Raw genomic sequence first — 25,730 nt, forward strand, 5'->3', positions numbered from 1 at the left:
AAAATATTATTATGGATACATTGGTATGCTGTTTAGCCCCGTCCTGACATCCCAATCATTCATTATGTTTGCATTCTGTATAGCTTGCCCTGCAGCACCTTTGACTAAATTATCAATTACCGAAACGACCGTTAGACGATTGGTTCGTGGGTCAACGTGCAAGCCGATATCACAGTAGTTGCTACCACTTACTTCTTTTGTTGATGGATAAATTCCGTCTGGCCTGATCCTGACAAACGGATGACTTTCGTAAAACTGTTTATATAAATCATTCACTTCACTCGTTGAGATTTTCCCCAATAAATTTACATACGCTGTTATCATGATTCCTCTTGTCATTGGAACCAAATGTGTTGTAAACGAAATGGTGACTATCCTGCCAGTTTCATCTTTAAGTACTTGTTCAATTTCAGGTATATGTTGATGAGCTCCAAGCTTATATGCTCTTACATTTTCATTTATTTCAGCATAATGTGAGGTTAAAGAAAGACCCCTGCCTGCACCAGAAACTCCTGATTTGGCGTCAATAATAATAGAATTTGAGTCAGCTAGATTTGCTTTTAAGATTGGAAGCAAACCGAGGCTGGTTGCAGTTGGGTAGCAGCCCGGATTAGCAATTAGTGCTGCACCTTTAATTTCTTCTGCATAAATCTCACTTAATCCATAAACAGCCTGGTTCAAGTATTCCTCCTCAGGAGCTGAATGCTTATACCATGTTTCATATTCATTTTGCGACCTTAGCCGGAAATCTCCTGAAAGGTCGATTACTTTTATTCCTTTTTCCATCAATTGTGGAACCAATTTACTACTCACGCCTGATGGAGTGGCAAGAAACACGAGTTCATTTTGTTCTGATAATCTATTTACATCAAAGCTTTCGAGTGGTTGATTAATAATATCAGTTAGGTGCGGATAGGATTCGCTAAAGTTGTTACCCGCTTGAGAGTTGGAAACAACCGAACCAACCTCTAAATATGGGTGATTGTTTATAAGCCTTATTAACTCAATTGCTCCATATCCTGTTCCACCAATTATCGCAGCTCTCATTTATTCCAACTCCTAAGTCTCCATCATAATGAATCATTATACATACTTAGTAATAATTATTCAACAAGAAAATTGCTCAATTTTCAGTTTTTATCGAATTTTTTTGCTGTTATTTTTGGAAACGCTTTCATAATACGATGTATGAACATACAAGTAATATGCATAATTTATGCATGTGATAACTTCCTTCAAAAAGATGTTTTTTATAAGGGGCATTGGTAAATACTGTTATAGAGTGTGAAGGGGGTATACAGACTGTTAACTACCACATTAACATTTCATAAAGAAGTTGACCTTGCCAAGTATGACTTGCCTTTTTTAAAAAAAAGGACTGAAGGCCATTACGAAATTTATCTTGAGAACTCTGATAAAACTTTAGGCGATGTCCATATCGACCATAACGGGGTTACGCTTGAGTACTCCAGTGAATTATTATTAGAAGAATATATCATTATTCATGACTTAATCTCTCGATTACGTGAAAGAAATGATGTGATAGTCGATGACTCTAAGAGTTTTTTAGGTTATCTATCCAATGGTGAGCCTGTATATATCGTTAATAATTGGGAGCCATGGATAGAGTATCTTCAAAGTTCGATGAAAAATTGTCTATAAACTAAAGAGGTGATTGTATGCTATCTGGAAAAGTAATTTCGGTGATCTCGGGAAAAGGCGGGGTCGGTAAGTCTACAGTATCTGCGAATCTTGCTGTTTCCTTAAGCAGACAGGGTAAAAGTGTTGGACTGATTGATTTTGATATTTACGGAAGCAGTATTCCTAATATGATGAATATAAGTTTCGGACCGAAATCGATGAATAATAAGATTATTCCAGTCGAATCACATGGTGTTAAAATCATGTCAATGGGCTTTATTGTAAAAAATAACGATCCTGTAGTTTGGCGCGGACCTATGCTTGGAAAGGTCATTAACCAATTTATTAATGAAGTAATTTGGGGACCACTGGATTATGTGGTGATCGATATGCCGCCCGGCACAGGAGATGTTGCGATGGATGTAAATCGTCTGATTCCAAGCTCCAATCAGATTGTCGTCACAACTCCACATCCAACAGCCTCACATGTTGCAGAAAGAGCAGGTAAAATGGCTGCCATCAACAATCATAATATCTTAGGTATTGTGGAAAACATGGCTTACTTTCAGCCGCCAGACCTCGACCAAAAATATTACCTTTTTGGCAGAGGCGGTTCCGAGCAATTAGCAGCAAAATTGGGTACTGACCTCATAGCTCAGCTGCCAATATTAGCTCCTAGCGAAGATGATTTTGAGCCTTCTATATATAAACGAGGATCCTTACTATTTGATAAATACAACGACTTAGCTGATAAAGTCCAGGATTCTATTGCCTGAAATAATGGCGGTGTCCCGCATAACATAACGGGGCACCACCATTTTATTTTCCTAAGATATTCCCTTTGTATCCGTGTAATATCCCATGTACTTTTTGTTTGTCTTCCTCACTAAAATCATGTTCGTCCAGTGTGGCCATGAAATTACCGACCATTGCTTCAAAATGCTCATCGTTGATAGGGATATCCTTATGTGCTTTTGCAATCTGTTCATTACTATATTTCCCTTCACCCAGCCCATGCTCTAAAAATGTCTGTGGGTGATGCTGGATTCTCTCCTGATCGTGATCCTTAAAAAACTTGCTCATAAGTTCATCCGCATGTATTTTATGAAAAAAGTCTTTTACAACAGAAGTTATTTTTTCATCATTGATTTGCAAGATTCCGACCTCCTTTAATGATCCATTACCTTATCTACTCTTCTAAAGAACAGATACGTTATCACAGTCAAAATAAACATAAAGCCTAAGGCTACTACATAGTAAAAAAGATCTCCATAGTGTCCTGCTAGATATTCCTCTACCATATATTGTATAAGAATAATTTGCACGGTCAGCAGACTCATAAAAACCCACCATGCCATTTTCATAGTACCCGCCTCCTAATGTTGAGCCTGAGTGATTCCAACAGCATAGATTTTTTTGTTCTTAAACTTTAATTTGATGGATGGTAATGGTCGTGGCGGCGGTCCTGCTAGTACAGAACCATCCTCTACGTTAAAAAAGCCATTATGACACGGGCAGGTTAGCTTCCCAGTATCCTTTTCCCAATAAACAGGACACATTAAATGCGTACATTTATTGTTATACGCCCTGTATTCCTTTTCAGAGATTCTTACCAATATAGCTGAATCATTTTCTTCTGGATAATGAAACGAAACACTCTCTCCAACTGAAATGTCTTTTTCGTTAACAATAAACAGTTCAGATTCGTGCCCTTCTTCTTTTCGATTCTTAGATAAAACCGCTAACGGGGTGGCACTGACAAAGAACACACCCATTAGTGATAAAGTAGAGGCAATAAATCCCCTTCTATTCAAATCTAATTCTCGATCTCTTCTGATATTAAAAGACAATTTACGAAGAAACTCTTCTATTTTCTTCATGATTGAACACCATCGCCTTCTCTATATCCAAATCTATGCTCTTCTGTGTCTGGCAAACCAATTACTGTTCGTGTTTCAATGATAGTACCCCCAAAATCCCATTTAAATTGAACAGGCTTCGGCGGGTCATTTTTAATATCATCCTGATCCACAAATCGAATCGTATCAGTCGGACAGACACTTGCACACATCGGCGGTCTTCCTTTAGACGTACGGTCATAACACATGTCGCATTTATACATGACTTTTTTCACATCATCCACTTTGGGTATCCCAAACGGACAGGCATACGTACAGTTTTTACAGCCAATACATTTTTCCATTGAAGCAGATAAAACCGTTCCATCTGCAGCTATAGAGATCGCTTGTACAGGACATGATTCCGCACATGCAGGGGTCACACAGTGCATACATGGTGTGGGAGAAGTCGCAACCGTTTCACCGGGATTCAGCTCGTCGACAAACATCCTTGATAAATGATCATGCCCGCTGCATTCCTCACAGCCAATTACACAGGCACGGCATCCTATACAGCGTTCGTAATCAATATATAAAACCTTATCCATGCATTTCACCTGCACTTGAAGCTATTTTTTCAAGCTTGACTGCGCACACCTTGAATTCAGGAATCTTGGATTTCGGTTCGAGGGCAGGATTGGTTAAATGATTAATCGCCAATGACTTGCCCCAATGATAGGGTACAAACACCATATCTTCACGGGTTATTTTTGTTATTTTTGCTACGAGCTCTATACTGCCCCTTGGGCTCGAGACTTTAACAGTTTCACCATTAGAAATATTGTACTTTTCTGCTAGTTTAGGATGAATTTCTACATATGGATCTGGGCAAAAATTTCTGAGTGTATCAATTCGACGTGTTTGATTCCCGCTTAGATAATGAAACACAACTCGTCCAGTAGTGAGAATAATTGGAAAATCCTTACTTGTTCTCTCATTTGGACCTTTATATTCGAATGCTAGAATTCTTGCTTTTCCATCCGGGAAATTAAATTTTAGATCCTCAAATAATCTTGGCTTTCCCTCAGATTCCTCTGTTGGACAAGGCCAGAATACACCTTGCATTTTATCAAGCTTCTCATAGGTGATTCCGTAATAATCAGCAATACCGCCTTTACTTGCTACCCGCAATTCATTGAAAATGTCCTCTGGCGAATCAAATTGGAAGTACTGACCCCTGCCAAGACGTTCGGCGATATCACAAATCACCTTCCAATCCCGTTTTGATTCCCCAGGAGTCCGATCAACTCCTTTAACGCGTAAAACACGACCTTCCACATTTGTCATCGTTCCATTATCTTCAATCCATACTGTTGATGGAAGAACAACGTCTGCCAACTCAGCTGACTCTGATAAAAAGAAGTCCATACAAACAAAGAAATCAAGGCTTTTGAGATACTCACCGACATCTCCCACAGTTGGAGATGAAACAATGGGGTTACTGCACACCAATAGCAGTCCCTTTATTTCCTTTCCTAGTGACTGAAGCATTTCAAAGGCTGATAGCCCTGGCCCTGGGATCTCTGATTCGTCAACACCCCAAACGCCGGCAATATATTCTCTTGCTTTCGGGTCAGTAATTTTTCGGAAACCTGGGAGCTGATCGGTTTTCTGACCATGCTCTCTTCCACCCTGCCCATTCCCTTGGCCGGTGAATGTAGCTACACCCGAACCTTTTCTTCCAAACTTTCCAGTAACCAAACATAAATTCACATAGTTAGAAACAGCATCTGTACCTGTCGCATGCTGCTCTACTCCGCGGGCAAACATGGCAAATCCATTCTTAGCCTGACCAAAAATCCTTGCGGCGGTTATAATCTTATCAGCAGCAGTTCCAGTTATCTCAGAAACATATGCTGGATTATAGGATTGGACCAGTTCCTTTAATTCCTCAAAACCGGTGGTATGTTTGGTAATAAAATCCTGATCGATTAGATCCTCTTTAATCATGACATGTAATAAACCATTCACTAACGCAACGTCTGTACCAGGGCGAATATTTAGGTGAACATCTGCAACAAGAGCTGTTTTTGTCTGGCGTGGATCGACCACAATTAATTTCGCTCCGCGGTCTCTTGCTCCCCAGATATAAGGCATTGATAATGGGTGGCATTCTGCTGTATTTGAGCCAGCAATTAATAGAACATCTGCAAACTTGATGTCTGACCATGGATTCGTACCACCTCGGTCAATCCCTAAGCTTTGATTAAAACCAACAGATGCCGAGGACATACAATAACGACCGTTATAATCGATATTTTTGGTTCCCAGCCCAATCCGGGCGAATTTACCCATTAAATAACACTTTTCATTGGTCATCGATGATCCACTGTAAATGCCAAAAGCATCTTTTCCATGCTTCCCCTGAATTTCTTGGATTTTTGAAACGATTAAGTCCATTGCTTCATCCCAAGTGGCTTGCTCCAGCTTGCCATTTTTACGAATAAGCGGATGAAGGATCCGTTCTTGGTGCTCAGCCTGCCTGTAAGCCGCCACACCTTTTGGACAAAGCCTTCCTCCGTTCATTGGAAAATCGTATCGGGGCTCAACACCTATAACGGATTGGTCTTCTTTTTTGACACGTATGTTCATACCGCATTGCATACCACAAAAACAGCAATGTGTTGAAATTAGTTCCTCTCCATCTCTTAAAATCGCGTCGTAATCTCTTTGCGAATAATCTTTATTTTGAGCATGACCCATCTACTGTTTTCCTCCCTTCTTCAGCTGCAGTCCATTTCTGCCAGTTGGTTCTAATATTAAATGGGCCTGACCCAGCTCAATTTTTGCTCCATAGCCGCCTAATCGGTGACTAACCCTCCGGCATTCGGCACACATATCAGAGAAATGTAAGTTCGTATGTTCAATGGGTACAGACAAATGCCTTTTTTCTAAAGCTAATTGAACATCTTTTATTTGGGTTGCAGTTGCATATTCACGTCCACACCGCGCGCAAGGCTTTTGTTCAGCCATAGAATGATACATCGGAACTATTACAGCTAAAAATCTAAGTGGTAGATGCCAAAACTTACTGAAAGGAAAGTAAAGCAGAAAAATTATGACGGTTACTTGATGGGCAAGACCAATCCCTAAATAAAAAGCCCCTTCCATCCATAGCGCAGACACGGTTAATAATGAACCTGTAATAGATATTGCAATTAGTAGAAACAGTGGAAAGAAATCGTATTCCTTTGATTGCTCCACCAGCTTTTTTTCATCGGTAACTCTTCGATACAAGGCCATTCCACACCCGATTATGGTTGCAATTCCTGTCCAATTTAATCCGTGATAAATCGCAATCGCTAGTGGTGAATCTACGCCCATTCGGAAAAAGGGAATTCCAAAGACAATCGCTGCATATGTTTTGGGCTCCACCAATTCAAAGTGGAGCCAATTTAGAACAAGGGCAAAAGTGATAGCAAAAGAAAACAAGACTCCCCAAGAAATAAACATGTGCTGAGCCCAGCGGTACATCGATCTTTTTCTAATAAACTTTTGCTCTCCAATATTGGTATAGAGAGTTTTTAAGACAAAGGCTAAACCCTTGGCACTAAACATCATTTTAATGCCCTGCTTCCACAGCCTTCTCGTTGGCGGCCTTAGTGTCCATGAAGTGATTCTTATGGTTAATAGAACAAAACACAAAATAGTTGCCCATAAATACCCGTATAAGGCCATATCGAAATAACCAAATTGTTCTGATCCAATATAAACTGAAAAGAATACAATCACTAACACGATGAATACATTTCGTGCTGATTTTTTTGAAAAAAGCAGTGAATCATCTTCATATGGATAAAAGTTCATATGCTAAACTCCTTTACTCTTTGTCTCGTTTAGTATACCAAGGCACTATTAAAAAATTCCCAGTAATTTAGCAGAAATATGCAGGTGTAATCCTTTCGGGCATACAAAAAACCGGCATAGTTATAAATCAGCCGGTTTCGATGTCTTCATAGATTTTATAATTATTTCTTCCTTCTACCTTGACCTCGTATAAAGCTAGGTCAGCGTTTTTAAATAATACCTTATCATCTAGGTTAAACGGATAATCGTAGAAAGCAATACCAATACTTGAAGTAATTTGTAATCTGGTCATACCTACTTGCCATACACTACTGAGGCACTGCTTGATTCTTTCCGCTATTTCAATCACATTTGTCTTTTCTTTCAAATCGGGTACAAGAATGACGAATTCATCTCCTCCTATTCTTGCCATGATATCATTTTTTCTTAATGCACTTTTGACGCGCTCGACAAATTCCTTCAATACTTCATCACCAATGTCATGCCCATATGTATCATTAATGTTTTTAAAGTGATCGATATCAAGTACAAATACTGAAAGCAACGTTTTCGAGCATTTTGCTTTGTCCATCTCTATTTTTAGACATTGTGAAAAGTAAGTTCTATTGGGAAGACCCGTCAATGGATCATGAAGAGCTAATTGTTTTAACATATCTTCATATTTCTTTCTTTCTGTAATGTCTTTATATGCGACTACACCTCCATCCCAATCACCATTCTGATTATAAAGAGGCGAAAACGAGCCAAGAAAATAAATGATTCCTCCACTCTTTGTTATCCGTTTTACCTCATGATTAGTAACTGTCTCACCGTTTTTTACTCTTTCAATGATTTTACTTAGGTCTTCTTTCTCCCCTTCAGGGACAAAAATGATAGACTTATCCTTTATCAGGTCTTCTGCCGTCCACCCTAGTAATTTTTCAAAGGATCTATTAACTGATACAATATTTTGATTTTTATCAAATGTAAACATGGCATCCGCCACGCTATTCCAAACGAGCTCCAATCGGTCTTTAATTCTTTGTATTTCATTTTCTTTCTCCCTTTGTTCTGTTAGATTACGAACAATGGCTAGCAAATGGGTACACTCACCGTCTTGATTAAATACAGGAGTTATCGTCGATTCCCAATATATTACTTCTTTATTACTGCTTTGAGGAAGGTGTGAAACAGTAACCATATCTTCGTATTTAATCGGCTTTTTATTCTCCATTGCTTCTTCGTATTTGCTCCTGACAATGTGGTAAGCATTTTTTGGAAGAACCTCTTGAATCGGCTTGCCAAAGGATTCATTTGTTAATCCGTAAAGGTCTTTAGCTGGTTTATTTAAAATAACGTAGCTTAATGATTTATCAGGATTTACTTTTGTCAAAAACACTAAATCAGTCATATTATTAATCAGCTGATAAAATAGATCGGGCCTATCCAAAATCTCTAAACTGTATTTTTCAACCATAATTTTCGCCTTTCCATGGAAATTCTTATATAAACTTTACTTTATTCTACACTCTTTACTTTTAAAATATAAAAAGCTCACCCAGAACAATTATTGGGTGAGCATTGACTATTAGTTTTTTTGACCTGTGTAGATATGAATCGCATCTCTTAAGAACTTTGCTGTACCCGGTTGTTCTTTGTCATAGTAAGCTGAAAATCTTTCATCATCCACATACATTTGAGCTAGTCCTGCATGGGCTTCCTTGCTGTATTCTTTCCAATAATAGGTTAGCCATTTCTTGTGGAGATGTGCTGCTTCTTGCGCTGATTCACCTGCAGGGTCTCCTGTTTTAAATGCTTCAGCTAGAGTAGTGTAGATTTGTTCAGCCAATGCGGTTACCTCTTGATATTGCTCCTCTGTCATGTTCATTACTTTTGCATTTGAAGCCTCTACACTTTCCTTGCCGTACTTATCACGGATTTCCTTGCCATACTTTTCCTCGTTATCTTCAACCATCCCTCTCTTAAAGCCTTCAAATTTTTCTTTATTTGACATGGTTATTCTCCCCTCGGTAAGTGCTATGGTTTTATCGACATTGTTGATTAATAAATCTAGTTGTTCTCTTTTTTCGAGGAGTTTTTCACGATGCTCGCGCAGTGCTTTAGCCCCATCAAAGGAAGGTGCTGTTACAATCTCCTTAATGCTGTCTAAACCCACTCCTAGCTCTCTATAGAATAGGATTTGCTGAAGTCGATTTACTTCCTCCTGTCCATAGATCCGATATCCTGATGAATTGATTCTTGCCGGCTTAAGAATTCCAATTTCATCATAATATCTGAGTGTTCGAGTGCTGACACCTGCGAGACTAGCTAGTTTTTGTATTGTATATTCCATGTGATCATCTCCTCATAAATAACAATACACCTTTACGCAGCGTTAAGGTCAATACCTTAGGTTGCCTATTTTTCAAAAAAATAAAGCCAGCCATTGGGTGGAAGACACTGGCTGGCCAAACGTGTTATTCGATTTCTGCTAGAGCAACTTCTTGATATGCTTTGAAGAAGGAATCACAAAAAGTATCCCATTCCTCAGCGGCTTTCATTGAAGCCTCACTTACTTCTCCTAGGACTGGTCTTTGGAGTAAATCCGCCAGTTGATCAGAGAATGGCTCAATCGTTTCATGCTGCGCACCTACTAATACATTACGAACAAAATCAGATGGTGAATACCAGTCTGCAACTCTCTGAAGGTCCCGATAAATTTGGGTGAGAAGCAGATTACGCGGGCCTTCCCATTGTTCATTAACGACAACATCACGGAAAATTCTTGGCAGTGCGGAGAACTCCTCCATTACTCCGTGACCAGCAAATACTGATATCGCTTCTCGAAGCACGTCGGCTCCCTCATTTGTCGCACATATTTTTTGAAGTAAGACAAGTTCTCGTAAGTTGAATAGCTGCTTTCGCACTTCAATAGGATGGTCAGAATTAATCCCTGGATTTAAAGGTTTCTCCAATCGTAAGAAAAGTTCATAAATTTTAAAAGCCCCTGCAGTTGTTCGTTTGGCAGCGTTTTCAATTTTTCGTAGTTTGCTAGCAGCTAATGGATAATCTTTAACCTTTTTACCAAAGACTGTACGGAAGTCACTATAAAGATTCGCCTCCCTTGAAGCCCTAAGCATAAAACCTGCACATGCCATCCCAATCTCCAGCCTCGATAAGGTAAGAACAATTCCCACCGCGACGGCAATACCTTTATCCTTAGGACCAATCGGATAAGCAAGTGCTCCGTTATATTCAATTTCAGCTGTTGGCAATTCAGCCGTGCCAAGTTTCCATTTTATCCGATTGATTTGATATCCATTTCGTTTTTCCTTCTCCTTATCGCCGGGTAGCCATGCAGGAACAATAAACGTAGATACCTTATTTGAACCGGATATTTTTGCGGTAACAACGGAATAATCAGCATGAGCTGCAGAACAGAAAAACTTATTTCCATATAGCCGATAGTTTTTACCATCAGGTACAGCTTCAAGAACATTTGCAGGCAAATCAGAGCCGCCTTGAATTTCCGTCATAAACTGCGCCCCAATCGCAAATTCGCCGTTTAGGCCTTCTTTAGTATGTAGTAAAATGTCTTGGAGTTCAGCTATTTCATGATTGGGGAATTGCTCTAGTAGTGCAATTAATCCATGTGTACAAGTTAGTGGGCATGTTACGCCGCCTTCACCAATTTGGTGTGTCAGCATTCTTTTCACAAAGCTTTCCCATGGCGGCATTTTACTCGAAAATACCCCTTCGCCAAATACTTCGTTCTCTAACTGATGTACCTCATACGGCCGCACAATTCGGTCAATTCGATGATTAAAAGCATCATAATGAAGCATGTATGGCCGAACCTCTGGTCTCGCATTTCGTTCAGCTAATGTATTCCATTTCGAAGACACCCTTGTTGAAAAAGCGAGGATCTTCTCGTTAACCTGTTCAAACTGAGCACCAGTAAATTTCTTCACAGCCTTTTGCAAAAAAGGTTCATCCCTATACCAATCCAGATCCTCACGTCTAGAGACAAACTCATCAAAACTATACGTATTCTTTCCCCTTGTTTCCGTTTCATCCGAAGTCAAACTCATCCTAAGCTCACCTCTTTTAATAACCTTAATTTTCAGTCTAATTATAACACGAGTGCTCCAATAAAAAGAAACAGGATTCTCCTCCTGTTTCCATTTACCGGGCTTATTTGAACCAGCCTTTTTCTTTGGATTGTTTGATGGCTTCGATTCGGTTTTTGACGTCCAGTTTGTCTAGGATGGTTGAGATGTAGTTGCGGACGGTTCCTGTTTTGATGCTCAGTTGTTCTGCGATTTCTTGTGTATTTTTGCCATCTGCGACGAGCTCTAATACTTCTTTTTCACGATCTGTTAGTGGATTTTCTTCGGAGTAGACATCATCCATTAGCTCCGGTGCGTAAATCCGTTTTCCCTCCATAACACGACGGATGGAGCTTGCCAGCTCTTCGCTTGGACTATCCTTTAACAAATAGCCTCTTACTCCTGCTTTTAGCGCACGCTGGAAATAGCCAGTCCGGGCAAAGGTGGTTAGAATGATTACTTTGCAGTTTAATCCTTTTATCTCTTCTGCCGCTTCCAGTCCTGTTTTCCCTGGCATTTCAATGTCCATTATACATATATCAGGCTGATGTTTTCGTACCAAAGCTACGGCTTCTTCCCCATTTGAAGCCTTGCCCACCACTTCCATGTCCTCTTCCAAATTAAGAAGCGAACCGAAGGCGCCCAAAAGCATTTGCTGGTCTTCCGCTAGTACAATTCTAATCATTTTTACGCCTCCTCCCTATCAGACGGCTTTACGTCATTAGGCACTCTGATAACTAAGGTTGTGCCTTCTATTGTTTGAAGTTCTAAGCTGCCATTAATAAATTCAAGGCGTTCTTTCATTCCTAAAAGACCGCTTCCCCTTGTGTCTTTGTCTCCTTCGCTTTTAAACACACCATTATCATGGATGGTCATCACCATTTCCTTCCATGATTGTACAAATGATATGGAGCAAGAGGTGGCACCACTATGTTTGACTACATTGTTTACTGCCTCTTTTAAGCACATGCTAAGTATGTTTTCAGTCAATAAGGGAACATTTTTTATGGAAATCTCCTGGTTTCCCTCGAAGGTTATTTCGGCAGCCTTCAGGATTTGTTTCACCCGGACAATTTCATCCTTTAATCGGATTCCCCGCATCGAAGATACCATTTTTCTGACTTCACTTAACGCCGTTCTTGCGGTTTGCTGCACGTCCTTTAACTCATTACGTGCCTTATCCGGATCTTTTGTAATTAATCTCCTCGCTAAATCACTCTTCAAACCAATGAGTGAGAGCTTTTGCCCTAATGTATCGTGAAGGTCTCGGGCTATTCTCTGGCGTTCCTCGAGCTTAACAAGCTCTGAAATCCGCTTATTGGCATCCTCCAATTTCTCTTCAAGCTGCCCCATTTCTTTCTTGTTATGAATATTAAATGGAAGCAAAATGACGCTTATCCAAATGATGATAACAAAAGGCAATTGCTTAAGAAAAAGTTCATCCATTTGTACAATACTGAAGTTAATAGAAGCGGATGTGCTAATCAAATGAATAAAATATAAGGTTAGAAACGTGACACGGTCTTTGATATTCCCGATAAAATATGAGAGAAAAAAAGCAAAATACACATAGCTGAAAAGGCTCGTGGATGTAATCGAAATACCAATTAGGATAAAGGTCCAGAGATAAACCGGCCATCCTTTCGAAATGAATGCAATCCGGTAGAAAATGAAAAAGAGAATGGTAAGGATAATCCCAATGATGATTTTAATAGGTGAGGCTGTTTGAAAAATAAAATAAAATGGCAATATACAAAGAATTGTCCATATATAAGGTGATATACCGCTATTTTTCTGGAATGTCATATACCTCTTTAACATGAAGGAACCTCATTTTCATTTTTTAATAGTAATCACCTTAATTTTACCACAATTCCCCTCTATCTTCATTTACTACTATTTATTCGGCCAATACCTCCATTTAGAACAGTAAAAACGACAAGCCCCTATTTGGGCTTGCCGAAATTAAGCTTTCTCCGGTCGAAGAAACTCTTTCTGTTTTTTTAATAGGACCTTAACCTCTCTAAAGCCGACAAACTTTTTCCCCTGCTCATCCCACAGTCGAAATTTGAGTGAACTTAAGCTGGTTGCTAACGTGATGGTTGGAACACTTTGCAATGGCAATGCGTTATTATGTGCCTCTTCAAGCTTATAATTAGGAACTCTCGGGCTTAAATGGTGAACATGGTGGTAACCAATATTCCCCGTCAGCCATTGTAAAATTTTTGGAAGCTTATAAAAGGAACTGCCCTCAACAGCTGCTTTTACATATTCCCAATGCTGATCTTCCTCAAAATAGGAATCCTCAAAAGTATGCTGCACATAAAATAGCCATATTCCCAGCGATCCTGATATTAGAAAGATTGGAGCTTGGACTAATAGAAATGGCTCCCACCCAATTGTTAAGCAAAGTATCGCTATCAAAGCAGCAATTCCTGCATTGGTTATATAGGTATTCATACGTTCATTCAAGCGGGCGCCTTTTCGATTAAAGCGGTTTTTAAGCAGGAATACGTAAATCGGACCGAGTCCAAACATAACAAGTGGATTCCGATATAACCGGTATTTTAATCTTCCCCAGGTTGAGGCAGCTAAGTATTCATCCACCGTCAGCACCCAGATATCTCCTGTTCCCCGCTTATCCAAGTTGCTGCTGGTAGCATGGTGAACAGAATGATCGTGCTGCCATTGATGATAGGGAAAAACGGTCAATATTCCGGTAATCGTTCCAAGGATCATGTTTGCCTTCCGATTTTTAAAAAAGGAGTGATGGCAGCAATCATGGAAAATAATAAATGTTCTCACCAAAAATCCTGCTGCAAGTACTGAAATACCCAATGTAAGTATGTAAGATATATTTAGACTTTGATAGGCAAGAATCCACAATAATATGAAAGGTACCAAGGTATTGAATATCTGCCAAATGCTTGCTCGTAGATTGGATTTTTCAAAAGGTGCAACTTGCTTTCGTAAATTCTTTTGGTTTTGTTCAATCATAACTTTTATTCCCTTCCTTTTAATTGTTGGCTGTGTTAACCGGGCCTGTTGATTTACACTCCAGGCACTTCGCTTTCCGCGGGCGGTACGGGGAGCCTCCTCGCCGCTAAAGCGTCTGCGGGGTCTCCCCTGCCCCGTCCTCCCGCAGGAGTCTTCGTGCCTTCCGCGTAAATCAACAGGGTGCAAAACTCAACAATTACCTTTAACACAGCCTATTTGTTATCAAAATTATAGCCTCAGTAAAACACCATTTTGTAGATATAGCTGTCATGTGCCAAATATGATAAATGTCATATTCCCCCTATTACACGAAGAGAGGAGAAGCTCGACTTCGAGCCTCTCCTCCCTTTTGGGCACTTTTATTTTTTACTTTCAAGCGCATTATTAACCCTTACTTTTAAAAATTTCACTTTTTTAAAGTGTAAAATATCCAGTAATTCCATTAATTAGGATTATGGTAGCTGCTATTCTTTTAACATAACCCCACTCCGATTTATGATAAAATGAAGAAAAATGGGAAAAGGGGGAGAGTTTTATTTTTATAAAAGAAAAGGTGAAGAATCTTCCCTCGACCCCTGGGGTCTATTTAATGAAGGATTCCCGCGGCTCCATTATTTATATTGGCAAGGCAAAAAATCTTAAAAGACGTGTTCAATCCTATTTCCAACAATCAAAGGCACATCCGCAAAAGATTATTAAGCTTGTCAGCAATATTCGAGATTTTGATATTTTGTTAACCGATACCGAATTTGAAGCGTTTATGCTGGAATGTAAATTAATTCGAGAGATAAAACCGCTATTCAATAAAATGATGAAAAGTCCCCAATCCTACACCTACGTTGTGATTGATAAGGATAGAAAATATCCGGATATTGAGATCACAAACCATCGAGATGAACAGGATGGCAGACTTTATTTTGGACCATTTCCCAGTAAAGCTAGAGTCGAAACTGCGATAATCGGCATCAAGGAAGCCTATAAAATTCTATGCAGCAACCCTAAGAGGCAGAATTCGCTGTGCTTGAATCATTCCATTGGGTTGTGCATCGGGATGTGCGGCGGAGGACCAGCTTTACAGGAATACCATGCCATACTCAAAGATATCATTGCTTTACTTAATGGTAAAAATGAGAAGGTCCTTAATGATATGAAGCAGGAAATGGATAAGGCCGCCGTCGATTTTGATTTTGAGACAGCAGCACAGTATAGAGATAGGATTGATGCCATTCAGTTTCTCCTTCGAAAAGAAAAGGTCATCGAGTTTACCGGGGAAAATAAAAATCTTGTGGTCCTAGAAAATTTAAGCAAGGAAACCTTCAAACTTTTTCTCATTAAACGCAACGAGATTCTTTTCAGTAAAATAGTTACTATTGATAATTTGGAGATTAATCAACTTAGCAGCCTCATCACCAAAACCTTTAATGGTACTACTTTACCTGCTGGCAGCCTTATAAAGAGAGATGAGATCGATGAAGCTCAAATTATTTATAACTATCTAAATAGCAGCCATTGCCGCTATAAGACGATTCCGGATAAATGGATTCGAAACCAAAACGATAAGAACATTGAAAATGCAGTTACGAAATTAATATATAAAAAACAAACGATCACAAAATAGCCTTCGATTGTCTCCATTAGACTGCGAGGGCCATTTAATATGCCAAGCGGTAAATTAAAAATCGCTCATTTGCGTTATTCTCATATAAACCAGGAAGTTGAATTTCTTTTATTAATTCAAATAAAGTATTGTTTTCTAAATAGTAGATATAATCCTCAGATGGATAATATAAAATCACGTCTACTTCGCGTTTGTATTTTTCTACCGAAACCAAAATATTATTTATGATTTTCCAAAAAATCGGTATTGTAAATGGGTTGAAAAAATAAAAAGTGTTATCAAGTGGATTTATTTCATATTTTTCTGCCAGGCAGCATTGAAATTGAATCTCACCTTTATTTTCCTTCGCTTTTAATAAATAATTCGCTTTGTTCTCCATCGCTTCATCGTATAGCTTTTCGTTCATCTCAACCCCTGTTACCGAAGCATGAAACAGATAATGAATAAAGAAATTGAGTCGTCCTTTTCCACAGCCAAAATCAACGATATGATCGCTGCTAGTTAATCCATATTCTGCGAATAATCTTTCAAGTGCGTGATAGGGAGTTGGCTCGTATCTGTGATAATGGAAGGATTTGTTATATCCCCTTTGATTTCCTTCCGTTTCGATATTCAACAGTACATCGTAATTCGATTCTTTCATTCACTTTCTCCTGCCTGCCCTCTCATTCATATGCGGAAGGGTCGATAAAAAAGGTATAGCCTAAATAGACTACCATCCCTATTGAAGTCGTTAAAAAGCCCCATCCAAGAGTAATCTGCTGGATTACCAGATAGTTATTACATAATTGCACGGGTGACCAAATATATAACCATCCTAAGCCTAAAAACAAAACTGTAAAACTAATAATGATTGAATTTTTTCCGAAAGGATTGAGCTTTTTCCAGCTGTCACTTAAAGAAATTCCCGCTAAAAATGGTAAACTGATAAATTTAAATCCTTCTACGAGGTGAGAAGTTAATGCTTCATCCATTGTCCGCGGTAACATCCAGTATATCACGATAAGGACAAATAGCGTAATTCCTGGAACCCCATTGCTGTTCCACTTTTCAAAAAATCCCGGAAGTTTTTTTTGAAAAAAACGTGCCATTAACATTCCCGCAATGACCAGCATTGGCATTTGCATATGCATATGAATGACCATAACAGATTCCATGAAATTCGCGACAGGAGGAGCTACCAGGAAAATCCATAAAAGCAAACCATAAAAGGACTGATTCATAGCTTACTCCTCCCCTCTTACTAGGATGTTACTAACCTTTTGAGCAGCTTCGTCGATTTTTTTATAGTCCATTACATCAATTAAACTGCCTTTTTTATTCACTAAATAAAAAGCAGAATTATGAGCAAAAGTCCCGTTATCATCTGGGATCACGATGACACCAAATGCTTTTAATAATGAATCTAACTCAGCCTGGTCCGGGATTCTTGCCATCCGCCAGGTTTCCCCATCACTTTTAAAATAGTCTTTGTACTTGTTTAAAACAGCGGGTGTATCACTTTCAGGATCGAAGCTTATGCTTAAAAAGACAATTTCTTCTCCTTTAACGCTGTTCGGCAGTTTATCGTAAACTTGCTTCATGTTGTATTCTAATTCAGGGCAAACAGTGGTACAGGATGTATAGAGAAATGTAATAAATACATATTTACCTTCAAATTCAGAAATTGAATATTTTCGCCCCATGCTGTCCTCAATGGTAACATCAGGGAATTTAGGTTGATCATCTTTTAGCTGCTGCACTCTGGCAGTCTCGGCAGTTAAGGCGGTAAATCCATCGGTTCCGAAGTAAAACAAGCCAAGGCCAAATATTATAACTAGGAAAAATGAGATTTTCGTATACCTATTATTGATCATAGTGATCACTTCCAAATTTGTTTTATTAGAATAAAGAGATAGCCCATAAACAAAGAGCTATCTCTTTAAAAATAATTGTCTAGCTCCAGCGCTTCCGCTTTTCGTTTTACCAAGTTTTAAACGGTGGTGATCCTGGAGGTGCATTTACGATAAATTCTGTAAGTGGTATTACATATGCCATTGCAACGACGATAAGCATAACTACAATCCAAATGCCCCAGCGCTCTGTTAAATAAGGTGTTTTTGTTGCGTTATCTTCTTCCTCTGCAATTGGGAATTCTGTTTCACCTTTTGGTGCAAAGAACATCATATTAAATACTGCGTATACTTGAAGAATAACACCGACAATTAACAACGTACCGCCAACTGCTAATAGCATTAAGTACGGGTCCCAGCTTAATGCTGTTGCATGATCTCCATAAGTGGTATAAGAAGTTCTTCTGGGTGAACCAAGCAATCCAGCGTAGTGCATAGCACCAGACATACAGACCATTCCAGCAGTCCAAATCCATGTTTGGATCACACCTAATCGATTGATTTGCGGTGTTAATACTCGGTTTGAGATAAAAGGAACTAACCAATAACTGATTCCAAAGAAAGTCATAACGACTGTCATACCTAATGTTAAGTGGAAATGTCCAACAATCCACATTGTATTATGAACCACCTGGTCTAATTGGTTTGTGCTTTGTGCAATACCGCCTGCTCCAGCTGGAATGAAAGCAACCATTGCAATAAATGGAGCTAGAAAGCGAACATCGCCCCAAGGCATTTTCTTCCACCAGCCGATTAAGCCTTTACCGCCTTTTCTTCTAGCTGTACGCTCAAATACTGCGAATAGTGCAAATGCTGTCATGAGTGACGGGAAACCAATTGCCAAACTCATAAATACGTGCATAAATTTAACGACTGCATTAATACCTGGGTCAATGATTTGGTGATGGAATCCACCAGTGATGTTCATAATGACTAGAGCGATAATAACCACACGTGTTAGTAAATCACTCCAGCGCTTTCCGCCGATTACTTTTGGTACCACTACGTACCAGGCAGAAACAGCTGTTAAATACCAGATATTAACCAATGTGTGTCCAAAAGCCCAGAACAGTGTACGAGCGACCATTACATTGATCGTGTCGACCCAGCCAAATACCCATGGAATAATCATAAATAATACTTCCACTGCTACGAACATTAGAGCGAAAAATAATAGAACGAATACTCCTGTTGCGAAGTAAGATAGGATTGGAACGTGTTGTCCTTTATGATTTTTTCTCCAATTTGCTACTTGGATAAATGCCCCAATACAGCATAACCAAACACCAACTACGATTAATGCCAAACCAATATAAAATACTGGATGTGCAGCCATCGGAGGATAGAAGGTGTACATAACAGATGCTTCATTCATTAAGATTGGAATAACGGCTAATACAAATCCTACAAGCTTAACGAAGAAACCAACCCAAGCAAGCTTTCTTACTATTGGAAGAAGCCCCCCTAAATTATGAGAAAGTGCTGCATAAAAGTATCCAATCGTAAAGAATGCTGTTAACACGAGGATTAGCAATAACCCATGTGCAGTCAATACTTGATAATAATTAAACCAAGTAGGTAACTCTAACAACCCAGCTCTGTTTAAACCTTGTAATAATCCTAAAAATCCACCTACTAATAATGCGATAAATGCTACTGCTATATATGATTTCGATAATTTTGCATCCTCTGGATGATATCCCAGCATTTTATTTGCCTTATCTTTAAAACCTGCTTTTAAATCTGCTTCCATTTTCATCTGCTATCCCCCCTTATTTAACCGTAATTGTTGTACTCATTAATTGGTGACCGGCACCACAATATTCATTACAGATAACTAAATAATTTCCTGATCTATCAAATGTTTGGGTGATTTTTTGAATATGCCCTGGCATAACCATTGCATTAATATTTGTTCCAGCAACTTCAAATCCGTGAACAACATCCTTTGAAGTCATAATAAACGTAACTTTTGCCCCTGCAGGTATTTCAATGTTATTTGGATTAAAACCAAACGCTTGCAGGGTCATAACGACTTCATATTCATTGTCACCAATTTTTTTCACACCTGGATTATCGAATGGTGCAGTTTGATCAACCTTTTGCGGGTCGATCGTTTCCATATTACTTGGCGGTCCCATTTCTAGTGCAAAGGCTTGGTAACCTGTGATTAACATGAACCCCATGATGATACCAAAACTTATCGTAAGCCATATTTTTTCATCAAGATGCATTTTCATCTCTCTATCCCCCTTATATTCTGGCCATATAAAGACCGTATAGAACTATATACGTAGCAACAATCACGACCCCAACCACTGTTACGGAAATCCATGTTCCTTTTAGCGGTGCTTCATGCTGTTCTTTATTTTTTTGATTACCTTTTGTAGCTGCCATCGAAAAATCAACCCCCTTAATTTGTTCTTACCTTTATAATAATTGCGAGTCATTCTCAATGTAGTGAACTGAATCACGGGCGCTGTTATTTTTTAATAAAAAAAACTGTCCCTTGAGTTGCAAAGGTAAGCAACCCAAGGGACAGTTCATTATTAATATTAAATGGTAACAATCACCATTAGTAAAAATAAGAGTGTTATATAATTTACAGAATATAGGAAAATCACGTGTGCCCACTTTAAATCGTTCTTGGTAAAAAATCCGCCGATACTTACAGCTAACCAGCCCACATTAAATAGAGTGGCAAGCACAATAAAGGCTGTTCCTAGTGTTGTTAAAAAAAATGGTAAAGGCAGTAAACAGGCTACATAGACGACTATTTGCACTTTTGTTACTGCAAACCCGCGTACAACTGGAAGCATCGCTACACCAGCTGCGCTATATTCTTTACATTTCTTCATCGCAATCGCAAAGGTATGCGGCATTTGAAAAATAAATAGTATCAGAAACAAGATAATCGGGACGATATGGGCGCTGGATCCAATGGCTGTCCAACCGATTAAGGGTGTTACAGCCCCTGAGACACTGCCAATTATCGTATTAAATGTATATCTCCGTTTCGACCACATGGTATATAAAAATACATAAGTGAACCAACCAACAAATCCGTAAATGGTCGCCTCAACAGTGGTTAAAAGTAAAAGGATAAACCCAATTATTGTAAAGATAACTCCCATCAATAAGACTGCTTTTAATGGGATATTTCCTGTAACAGTTGGACGATTTTTTGTTCTTTCCATGATAGTATCAATATCAACATCATACCAATTATTAAGGATAAGTGCTCCGGCCATAACCATTGTGCTGCCAATGATGGTTAATAGGAATAATTCCCAGTAATCGACAAAAGATTTATTAGAAAAATGCAGGGCTAGCCAAAATCCAGAAAAAACAGGTAGAACATTAGCTGCCAAAACACCTGCCTTTAAGAGTGCTTTTAGGTCTTTGATTAAGGTAGAAGCACTTAAAAAAGAAGTTTTCCTTTTGTTAATAGAAGGTATTTCGTCTTTATTCATTTACTATACCTCCCTACATATCTTCACCTTATTAAAGCATACTTTATTAATATCTTGCATGATTTGAATCACTTTTAGGCTTTTATATTACCATCCCCGCCAAGTCTAAGACCATATATCCTTTTTCTATATTAAACACACTCCTTTCCTACTAGTATGTATCACCTTTTATTCGAAATATGAAAAAAGCTGTGTGGATTTATGGAATCCGCACAGCTTTTTACTACTTCTCTTTGCCTTCGCTCAATTCATCAATAAGTTGTTTTGTTCTTTTCGCATTTCCCTCTGCAAAGTTTTCGAGGCGTTCCTTTAATTCTTCATCATCATGAATCCGCTCTGCTGTTATTAAATAAGTCCTCATTAATTCTTCTTCTACTTCGATCGAATGCTCAAGAATCTCTTCAAGGTTATTTTTTTCTTCTTCACTTTTTCCTTTAAAAATATTTGCAGTCAATGCATAGTACCTCCTTTAATATTCCTCCACAGTCGCAATATATGGTAAATTTCTATACCGTTGGGCATAGTCGATGCCATAGCCGACAATGAATTCATCTGGAATGACAAAACCAACGTAATCCACAGGCAGTTCAATTCTTCTTCTCTCAGGCTTGTCTAAGAGTGTACAAATTTTAATTTGTTTTGGCTTATGCATATTTAAATGGTCCCTCAAGAAATGCAATGTAAGCCCACTGTCAATGATATCTTCTACAACTAGTACATTCTTATCCGTAATATCTGAATCAAGATCTTTTAATAGCTTTACTTTTCCGGTAGATTCTGTTTGGTCGCTATAGCTAGAAACTGAAATGAAATCAACGTTTATATCTCCTTTCATCTCACGTATCAAGTCTGCTGCGAATACAAACGATCCTTTCAGCACAACGATTAACATGATTGCCTCATTGTTAAAATCTCTTTCTATCTCCATAGCTAATTCTTTCACTCTTTGTTTTATTTCATTCTCCGAAACCATCGTATCTTTCACTCTGTACGGCACGTTACTACCTTCTTTCAACAAAATACATTCTAGACTACGTTAGTATTCCAAAAAACATCTCCCAATACAATTTTTCGGACATCTTCCTGACACATTAGGGTAGTAAAGTAATCCTATAAACAAAAGGAGTTCATTAGGAGGCAAGTATGAAAAAAATCACGTATGTTAAGTTCGCAATTGATATTTTAATGGCGGTGACGTTTGTATTATTTTTCAATAAACAAGTATTAGGCGGTTTGACCTTTCATGAAATTGCCGGCTTAGCGATTGCAGCTGTTTTCTTCACCCATGTCCTGCTCAACTGGCAATGGGTAAAAAAAGTCACAGTAAAACATTTCGACCGAAAATTACCCATAAAAACGAAGGTTGGTTATGTATTAAACCTAATATTGTTAATTACGATGGCATTTATTATTATTAGTGGAATTTTTATTTCTAGGGTTGTATTTCCGAATATCAACATTGGCAATGAACGCTGGTTTCAAGTCACTCATATTTCTATCTCGTTTTTAATATTGATTTTAGTAGCGGCTCACGTTGGACTACATTGGAAGTGGGTAGTCAATGTTTTCAAAAATATCGTTCATCTAAAATCTCAAAAACGAAGCTTAGGAATTGCAGCAAAGGTAGCAACAGCAGCTCTATTAGTATTTGGAATATATCAAATGTACACAACCAATTTCATAATGCACCTACAAGGAGTCTCAAGTGTATTTGCTACTCAAACATCAGAAGGTAACTTCTCAAGGGGAGAAGGAAATTTTGAAAGAGGGAATCCACCTGAAGGATTCGAACGTGGTGAGGGACAATTTGATCGAGGAACTCCTCCTGAAGGATTTGAACGTGGTGAAGGGCAATTTGATCGAGGAACTCCTCCTGAAGGATTTGAACGTGGTGAAGGGCAATTCGGTAAAGGAAGCCTACCTGAAGGATTTGAAGGCAAAGGAGGGCAATTTGAAGGTGCGAATGCTTTAAGTGTAATCACAACATATTTTGGAATTATGTCCGTCTTTATCATTCTCATTTACTATATTGAAAAATTCATTATAAGATTGAAGCGGAAAAAGAATCGACCTGACATAAACGAAAGCACTATGACAACTGCATAGCGATATAGAGCAGCCAAATGGCTGCTCTTTTATCTTTTTACACTCTCTTTTTCTTCCTAGCCTGTCTTCGCTCAGAAACAACTATTAGGTTCAGCTGGTTACTCTCTATCTGACAGTGATACCCTTGATTTAGTCATCCAGTTCTGCCTCGAGAAAAAAATATATGATTTTTATGATATCAATCAGGCGTTAGATTATTTTAGTTTAAATCCGTTGATTTAAAAAAAGGATAAAAACAGTCTAATATCGAATTAATCGGTTAGAATGAAATTTGTACATAGCCATTTAAGAGGAGTGACGAAAATGCCAGTAAATGTTTATCTTGTTTTTAATGGTAACACCCGTGAAGCAGTAGAATTTTATGCGAAAGTTTTTAAAACTGAGGCACCGCAAATTATGACCTTTGGTGATCAACCGCAGCATCCTGATTATCCTATGCCAGAGGAAGCAAAAAATTTAATCATGCATACTCGACTGAACATCGATGGAAGTACTGTTATGTTCTCTGACAATTTCCCTGGTTCACCATTTGTCGAAGGCAATAATGTAACACTGGCATTAGTAAGTAAAAATTTGGATGATATCCAATCTTGGTATGATCAATTAAAAGAAGGCGGCACTGTAACAATGGAACTGCAAGAAACCTTCTGGGCTAAACTCTATGGTCAAGTAACAGATAAATTCGGAATCCACTGGCAGATAAGCCATGACAGCGGAGAATATGGAAGTTAATTCTCACATAAAAAAGGATACAGTCGTTTGGTGACTGTATCCTTTACTTATTTCAAGCTTCTGCTTAGGAAGGCTTTTGTCCGTTCATTCTGAGGATTTGTAAACAATTCTGAAGGGTGCCCCGTTTCAATAATTTCGCCGTTATCCATGAAAACAACCCGGTTCGCCACTTCCCTGGCAAAGCCCATTTCATGTGTAACAACGATCATCGTCATCTGCTCTTGTGCTAGTGCCTTTATGACCTCAAGAACCTCTCCCGTCAATTCAGGATCCAATGCTGAAGTAGGTTCATCAAATAATAGAATTTCAGGATTCATCATTAATGCTCTCGCAATTGCCACCCTTTGTTTTTGACCGCCTGAAAGACTAGCTGGGTAGGCATCCGCTCTTTCAGTCAGGCCAATTTTCCTTAACAGCTCCGTGCTTCTCTGCTGAATGGAGGCAACTGGCTCGTTCTTTACCAATTTAGGAGGCAGTTCTAGGTTTTCCTTAACCGTCAGGTGCGGAAATAAATTAAAGTGCTGAAAGACCATACCCATTTTAGAGGTAATCTTTTTGATTTCCTGCGGTTTTGCGTAGACTCCATCTTTAACAAAGGCTTCTCCAGCAATGGTAATACTTCCTGCATTTATTTCTTCCAAGTGAACTAAACTTCGGAGCATTGTGCTTTTCCCCGACCCAGATGGGCCAATTACCGCTATTACATCATTTTTATTTACATCAAATGTTATCTGCTTTAGTACATCCAGCTTGCCAAACGATTTCTTCAGGTTGGATATTTCAATGATTGCCACAATTACCAATCCTTCTTATTCAAATTTGTATCTTCGTTCAATTCCTTTAAAAATAAATGTTAAAAAGAGTGTCATTACCAAATAAATCAAACCGGCAACGAAAAATGGAACAATTGTAAAGTCACGGTTTACAGCTGTTTGAGCGTAGTGCAGCAGCTCTGGCACCGCAACTGCATAGAGCAAGGCTGTGTCTTTAACAAGAGTAACGGATTCATTCGCAATAGCCGGAAGTGTGACCCGAAACATTTGCGGCAAAATGATCCTTGTTGTTGTCTGCCACTTACTTAAACCAAGAACCTGTGAAGCCTCATATTGACCTTTATCAATTGCCAGTAGCCCACCGCGGAATATTTCTGCAAAGTATGCTGCGTAATTTAAAACAAATCCTAAACAAGCAGCCACGAATCTATCTAAAACTAAATATTCACCGACCACGGGCAGCATCGGCAAGCCGAAGCAAATTAATAGTAATTGCAGTAATAGAGGTGTTCCTCTCATGATATAAATATAGCCCTGAGCAAGTAATGATAAAGGCTTCAAGCTGCTTTTAACAGCGATGGTCAGCAGGAAACCAAGCGGAATTGAGACGATAATTGCGATAACAAACAATAGAACGGTCATTTGTGCACCTTCAAGCATTGGTACAAGAATGGACGTGAAATAGTCTAACGTCATTGAAAACTC

The 25,730-nt window shown here is 38.7% G+C and carries 29 protein-coding genes; 5 read left to right on the forward strand and 24 right to left on the reverse strand.

Annotation, left to right across the window (positions count from 1 at the left end; genetic code table 11):
• Window positions 1-9: 9 nt before the first annotated feature.
• Complete coding sequence (argC, locus tag ABC255_RS24760; protein WP_412997634.1) at window positions 10-1,047, reverse strand: N-acetyl-gamma-glutamyl-phosphate reductase; 1,038 nt, start codon at window positions 1,045-1,047, stop codon at window positions 10-12.
• 237 nt (window positions 1,048-1,284) lie between these two features.
• On the opposite strand from argC, the gene ABC255_RS24765 reads away from it, so the two are divergent.
• Together ABC255_RS24765 and ABC255_RS24770 are read left to right on the forward strand one after the other, a co-directional pair.
• Complete coding sequence (locus ABC255_RS24765; protein ID WP_412997636.1) at window positions 1,285-1,662, forward strand: hypothetical protein; 378 nt, start codon at window positions 1,285-1,287, stop codon at window positions 1,660-1,662.
• A 17-nt stretch (window positions 1,663-1,679) separates the two neighbouring features.
• Window positions 1,680-2,417, forward strand: a complete 738-nt coding sequence (locus ABC255_RS24770) for an Mrp/NBP35 family ATP-binding protein (RefSeq protein WP_412997638.1) — start codon at window positions 1,680-1,682, stop codon at window positions 2,415-2,417.
• Window positions 2,418-2,460: 43 nt separating this feature from the next.
• On the opposite strand, the gene ABC255_RS24775 is transcribed toward ABC255_RS24770, so the two are convergent.
• The 12 genes from ABC255_RS24775 to desA form a co-directional block, all read right to left on the reverse strand.
• Window positions 2,461-2,796 carry a globin domain-containing protein gene (locus tag ABC255_RS24775; RefSeq protein WP_412997639.1) on the reverse strand — a complete coding sequence of 112 codons (336 nt, stop codon included), beginning with the start codon at window positions 2,794-2,796 and terminating at the stop codon, window positions 2,461-2,463.
• A 14-nt stretch (window positions 2,797-2,810) separates the two neighbouring features.
• Complete coding sequence (locus tag ABC255_RS24780) at window positions 2,811-3,005, reverse strand: hypothetical protein (protein ID WP_412997641.1); 195 nt, start codon at window positions 3,003-3,005, stop codon at window positions 2,811-2,813.
• A 12-nt stretch (window positions 3,006-3,017) separates the two neighbouring features.
• Window positions 3,018-3,521: a QcrA and Rieske domain-containing protein gene (locus tag ABC255_RS24785; RefSeq protein WP_335529865.1), complete on the reverse strand. Its 504-nt coding sequence runs from the start codon at window positions 3,519-3,521 to the stop codon at window positions 3,018-3,020.
• Complete coding sequence (locus tag ABC255_RS24790; RefSeq protein WP_335529863.1) at window positions 3,518-4,087, reverse strand: 4Fe-4S dicluster domain-containing protein; 570 nt, start codon at window positions 4,085-4,087, stop codon at window positions 3,518-3,520. The genes ABC255_RS24785 and ABC255_RS24790 overlap by 4 nt, the downstream gene beginning before the upstream one ends.
• A complete protein-coding gene (gene fdhF / locus ABC255_RS24795; RefSeq protein WP_412997643.1) occupies window positions 4,080-6,242 on the reverse strand; it encodes a formate dehydrogenase subunit alpha in 2,163 nt (720 codons plus the stop codon). The genes ABC255_RS24790 and fdhF overlap by 8 nt, the downstream gene beginning before the upstream one ends.
• A complete protein-coding gene (locus ABC255_RS24800) occupies window positions 6,243-7,346 on the reverse strand; it encodes an MFS transporter (RefSeq protein ID WP_412997645.1) in 1,104 nt (367 codons plus the stop codon).
• Between the two features lie 127 nt (window positions 7,347-7,473).
• Window positions 7,474-8,736 carry a diguanylate cyclase gene (locus ABC255_RS24805; protein ID WP_412997647.1) on the reverse strand — a complete coding sequence of 421 codons (1,263 nt, stop codon included), beginning with the start codon at window positions 8,734-8,736 and terminating at the stop codon, window positions 7,474-7,476.
• A gap of 177 nt (window positions 8,737-8,913) precedes the next feature.
• Entirely contained in the window at window positions 8,914-9,678 is a 765-nt protein-coding gene (locus ABC255_RS24810) for a MerR family transcriptional regulator (protein WP_412997649.1), read from the reverse strand.
• 124 nt (window positions 9,679-9,802) lie between these two features.
• Window positions 9,803-11,416, reverse strand: a complete 1,614-nt coding sequence (locus ABC255_RS24815) for an acyl-CoA dehydrogenase family protein (RefSeq protein WP_412997651.1) — start codon at window positions 11,414-11,416, stop codon at window positions 9,803-9,805.
• A 103-nt stretch (window positions 11,417-11,519) separates the two neighbouring features.
• The gene (locus tag ABC255_RS24820; protein WP_306077233.1) at window positions 11,520-12,119 is read right to left on the reverse strand and encodes a response regulator transcription factor; all 600 of its coding nucleotides are present in this window, start codon (window positions 12,117-12,119) and stop codon (window positions 11,520-11,522) included.
• A gap of 2 nt (window positions 12,120-12,121) precedes the next feature.
• Window positions 12,122-13,255 carry a sensor histidine kinase gene (locus ABC255_RS24825; RefSeq protein WP_412997653.1) on the reverse strand — a complete coding sequence of 378 codons (1,134 nt, stop codon included), beginning with the start codon at window positions 13,253-13,255 and terminating at the stop codon, window positions 12,122-12,124.
• 144 nt (window positions 13,256-13,399) lie between these two features.
• Window positions 13,400-14,431 (reverse strand): Delta(5) desaturase DesA, encoded by a 1,032-nt coding sequence (gene desA / locus ABC255_RS24830; protein WP_412997655.1) that lies wholly within the window; start codon window positions 14,429-14,431, stop codon window positions 13,400-13,402.
• Between the two features lie 553 nt (window positions 14,432-14,984).
• Here desA and ABC255_RS24835 point away from each other — a divergent pair.
• Window positions 14,985-16,049: a UvrB/UvrC motif-containing protein gene (locus ABC255_RS24835; RefSeq protein ID WP_412997657.1), complete on the forward strand. Its 1,065-nt coding sequence runs from the start codon at window positions 14,985-14,987 to the stop codon at window positions 16,047-16,049.
• A gap of 34 nt (window positions 16,050-16,083) precedes the next feature.
• Here the strand turns inward: ABC255_RS24835 and ABC255_RS24840 are convergent, their stop codons facing one another.
• The 9 genes from ABC255_RS24840 to hpt form a co-directional block, all read right to left on the reverse strand.
• Window positions 16,084-16,692, reverse strand: coding sequence for a methyltransferase (locus tag ABC255_RS24840; RefSeq protein ID WP_412997659.1), 609 nt, complete (start codon window positions 16,690-16,692; stop codon window positions 16,084-16,086).
• A gap of 22 nt (window positions 16,693-16,714) precedes the next feature.
• The gene (locus ABC255_RS24845; RefSeq protein ID WP_412997660.1) at window positions 16,715-17,272 is read right to left on the reverse strand and encodes a hypothetical protein; all 558 of its coding nucleotides are present in this window, start codon (window positions 17,270-17,272) and stop codon (window positions 16,715-16,717) included.
• Between the two features lie 3 nt (window positions 17,273-17,275).
• The gene (locus ABC255_RS24850) at window positions 17,276-17,905 is read right to left on the reverse strand and encodes an SCO family protein (RefSeq protein ID WP_412997663.1); all 630 of its coding nucleotides are present in this window, start codon (window positions 17,903-17,905) and stop codon (window positions 17,276-17,278) included.
• Window positions 17,906-18,011: 106 nt separating this feature from the next.
• Complete coding sequence (locus ABC255_RS24855; RefSeq protein WP_412998631.1) at window positions 18,012-19,694, reverse strand: cbb3-type cytochrome c oxidase subunit I; 1,683 nt, start codon at window positions 19,692-19,694, stop codon at window positions 18,012-18,014.
• 19 nt (window positions 19,695-19,713) lie between these two features.
• Window positions 19,714-20,181 carry a cytochrome c oxidase subunit II gene (locus ABC255_RS24860; protein WP_412997665.1) on the reverse strand — a complete coding sequence of 156 codons (468 nt, stop codon included), beginning with the start codon at window positions 20,179-20,181 and terminating at the stop codon, window positions 19,714-19,716.
• A 13-nt stretch (window positions 20,182-20,194) separates the two neighbouring features.
• Complete coding sequence (locus ABC255_RS24865; protein ID WP_335529826.1) at window positions 20,195-20,338, reverse strand: hypothetical protein; 144 nt, start codon at window positions 20,336-20,338, stop codon at window positions 20,195-20,197.
• 158 nt (window positions 20,339-20,496) lie between these two features.
• Window positions 20,497-21,414, reverse strand: coding sequence for a heme o synthase (gene cyoE / locus ABC255_RS24870; RefSeq protein WP_412997667.1), 918 nt, complete (start codon window positions 21,412-21,414; stop codon window positions 20,497-20,499).
• A gap of 223 nt (window positions 21,415-21,637) precedes the next feature.
• Window positions 21,638-21,868, reverse strand: a complete 231-nt coding sequence (locus ABC255_RS24875; protein ID WP_412997669.1) for a hypothetical protein — start codon at window positions 21,866-21,868, stop codon at window positions 21,638-21,640.
• A 15-nt stretch (window positions 21,869-21,883) separates the two neighbouring features.
• Window positions 21,884-22,387 (reverse strand): hypoxanthine phosphoribosyltransferase, encoded by a 504-nt coding sequence (gene hpt / locus ABC255_RS24880; RefSeq protein WP_412998632.1) that lies wholly within the window; start codon window positions 22,385-22,387, stop codon window positions 21,884-21,886.
• A gap of 170 nt (window positions 22,388-22,557) precedes the next feature.
• On the opposite strand from hpt, the gene ABC255_RS24885 reads away from it, so the two are divergent.
• Window positions 22,558-23,520, forward strand: coding sequence for a DUF4405 domain-containing protein (locus tag ABC255_RS24885; RefSeq protein ID WP_412997671.1), 963 nt, complete (start codon window positions 22,558-22,560; stop codon window positions 23,518-23,520).
• Window positions 23,521-23,823: 303 nt separating this feature from the next.
• Window positions 23,824-24,252 (forward strand): VOC family protein, encoded by a 429-nt coding sequence (locus ABC255_RS24890; RefSeq protein WP_412997673.1) that lies wholly within the window; start codon window positions 23,824-23,826, stop codon window positions 24,250-24,252.
• 47 nt (window positions 24,253-24,299) lie between these two features.
• On the opposite strand, the gene ABC255_RS24895 is transcribed toward ABC255_RS24890, so the two are convergent.
• Window positions 24,300-25,046: an amino acid ABC transporter ATP-binding protein gene (locus tag ABC255_RS24895; RefSeq protein WP_412997675.1), complete on the reverse strand. Its 747-nt coding sequence runs from the start codon at window positions 25,044-25,046 to the stop codon at window positions 24,300-24,302.
• Window positions 25,047-25,061: 15 nt separating this feature from the next.
• Complete coding sequence (locus ABC255_RS24900) at window positions 25,062-25,721, reverse strand: amino acid ABC transporter permease (RefSeq protein ID WP_335532378.1); 660 nt, start codon at window positions 25,719-25,721, stop codon at window positions 25,062-25,064.
• Window positions 25,722-25,730: the final 9 nt, after the last annotated feature.

Origin of the sequence: Neobacillus canaveralius, from assembly GCF_047237705.1 — a bacterium.
Classification (GTDB): Bacteria; Bacillota; Bacilli; order Bacillales; family Cytobacillaceae; genus Neobacillus; species Neobacillus niacini_K.

What these genes read in the sequence shown, in the direction of transcription:
- argC (WP_412997634.1), bottom strand. Translation starts at nt 1,047, where the DNA reads ATGAGAGCTGCGATAATTGGTGGAACAGGATATGGAGCAATTGAGTTA.
- ABC255_RS24770 (WP_412997638.1), top strand. Translation starts at nt 1,680, where the DNA reads ATGCTATCTGGAAAAGTAATTTCGGTGATCTCGGGAAAAGGCGGGGTC.
- ABC255_RS24780 (WP_412997641.1), bottom strand. Translation starts at nt 3,005, where the DNA reads ATGAAAATGGCATGGTGGGTTTTTATGAGTCTGCTGACCGTGCAAATT.
- ABC255_RS24785 (WP_335529865.1), bottom strand. Translation starts at nt 3,521, where the DNA reads ATGAAGAAAATAGAAGAGTTTCTTCGTAAATTGTCTTTTAATATCAGA.
- ABC255_RS24790 (WP_335529863.1), bottom strand. Translation starts at nt 4,087, where the DNA reads ATGGATAAGGTTTTATATATTGATTACGAACGCTGTATAGGATGCCGT.
- fdhF (WP_412997643.1), bottom strand. Translation starts at nt 6,242, where the DNA reads ATGGGTCATGCTCAAAATAAAGATTATTCGCAAAGAGATTACGACGCG.
- ABC255_RS24800 (WP_412997645.1), bottom strand. Translation starts at nt 7,346, where the DNA reads ATGAACTTTTATCCATATGAAGATGATTCACTGCTTTTTTCAAAAAAA.
- ABC255_RS24805 (WP_412997647.1), bottom strand. Translation starts at nt 8,736, where the DNA reads ATGACTGATTTAGTGTTTTTGACAAAAGTAAATCCTGATAAATCATTA.
- ABC255_RS24810 (WP_412997649.1), bottom strand. Translation starts at nt 9,678, where the DNA reads ATGGAATATACAATACAAAAACTAGCTAGTCTCGCAGGTGTCAGCACT.
- ABC255_RS24815 (WP_412997651.1), bottom strand. Translation starts at nt 11,416, where the DNA reads ATGAGTTTGACTTCGGATGAAACGGAAACAAGGGGAAAGAATACGTAT.
- ABC255_RS24820 (WP_306077233.1), bottom strand. Translation starts at nt 12,119, where the DNA reads ATGATTAGAATTGTACTAGCGGAAGACCAGCAAATGCTTTTGGGCGCC.
- ABC255_RS24825 (WP_412997653.1), bottom strand. Translation starts at nt 13,255, where the DNA reads ATGTTAAAGAGGTATATGACATTCCAGAAAAATAGCGGTATATCACCT.
- desA (WP_412997655.1), bottom strand. Translation starts at nt 14,431, where the DNA reads ATGATTGAACAAAACCAAAAGAATTTACGAAAGCAAGTTGCACCTTTT.
- ABC255_RS24840 (WP_412997659.1), bottom strand. Translation starts at nt 16,692, where the DNA reads ATGAAAGAATCGAATTACGATGTACTGTTGAATATCGAAACGGAAGGA.
- ABC255_RS24845 (WP_412997660.1), bottom strand. Translation starts at nt 17,272, where the DNA reads ATGAATCAGTCCTTTTATGGTTTGCTTTTATGGATTTTCCTGGTAGCT.
- ABC255_RS24850 (WP_412997663.1), bottom strand. Translation starts at nt 17,905, where the DNA reads ATGATCAATAATAGGTATACGAAAATCTCATTTTTCCTAGTTATAATA.
- ABC255_RS24855 (WP_412998631.1), bottom strand. Translation starts at nt 19,694, where the DNA reads ATGGAAGCAGATTTAAAAGCAGGTTTTAAAGATAAGGCAAATAAAATG.
- ABC255_RS24860 (WP_412997665.1), bottom strand. Translation starts at nt 20,181, where the DNA reads ATGAAAATGCATCTTGATGAAAAAATATGGCTTACGATAAGTTTTGGT.
- ABC255_RS24865 (WP_335529826.1), bottom strand. Translation starts at nt 20,338, where the DNA reads ATGGCAGCTACAAAAGGTAATCAAAAAAATAAAGAACAGCATGAAGCA.
- cyoE (WP_412997667.1), bottom strand. Translation starts at nt 21,414, where the DNA reads ATGAATAAAGACGAAATACCTTCTATTAACAAAAGGAAAACTTCTTTT.
- hpt (WP_412998632.1), bottom strand. Translation starts at nt 22,387, where the DNA reads ATGGTTTCGGAGAATGAAATAAAACAAAGAGTGAAAGAATTAGCTATG.
- ABC255_RS24885 (WP_412997671.1), top strand. Translation starts at nt 22,558, where the DNA reads ATGAAAAAAATCACGTATGTTAAGTTCGCAATTGATATTTTAATGGCG.
- ABC255_RS24890 (WP_412997673.1), top strand. Translation starts at nt 23,824, where the DNA reads ATGCCAGTAAATGTTTATCTTGTTTTTAATGGTAACACCCGTGAAGCA.
- ABC255_RS24900 (WP_335532378.1), bottom strand. Translation starts at nt 25,721, where the DNA reads ATGACGTTAGACTATTTCACGTCCATTCTTGTACCAATGCTTGAAGGT.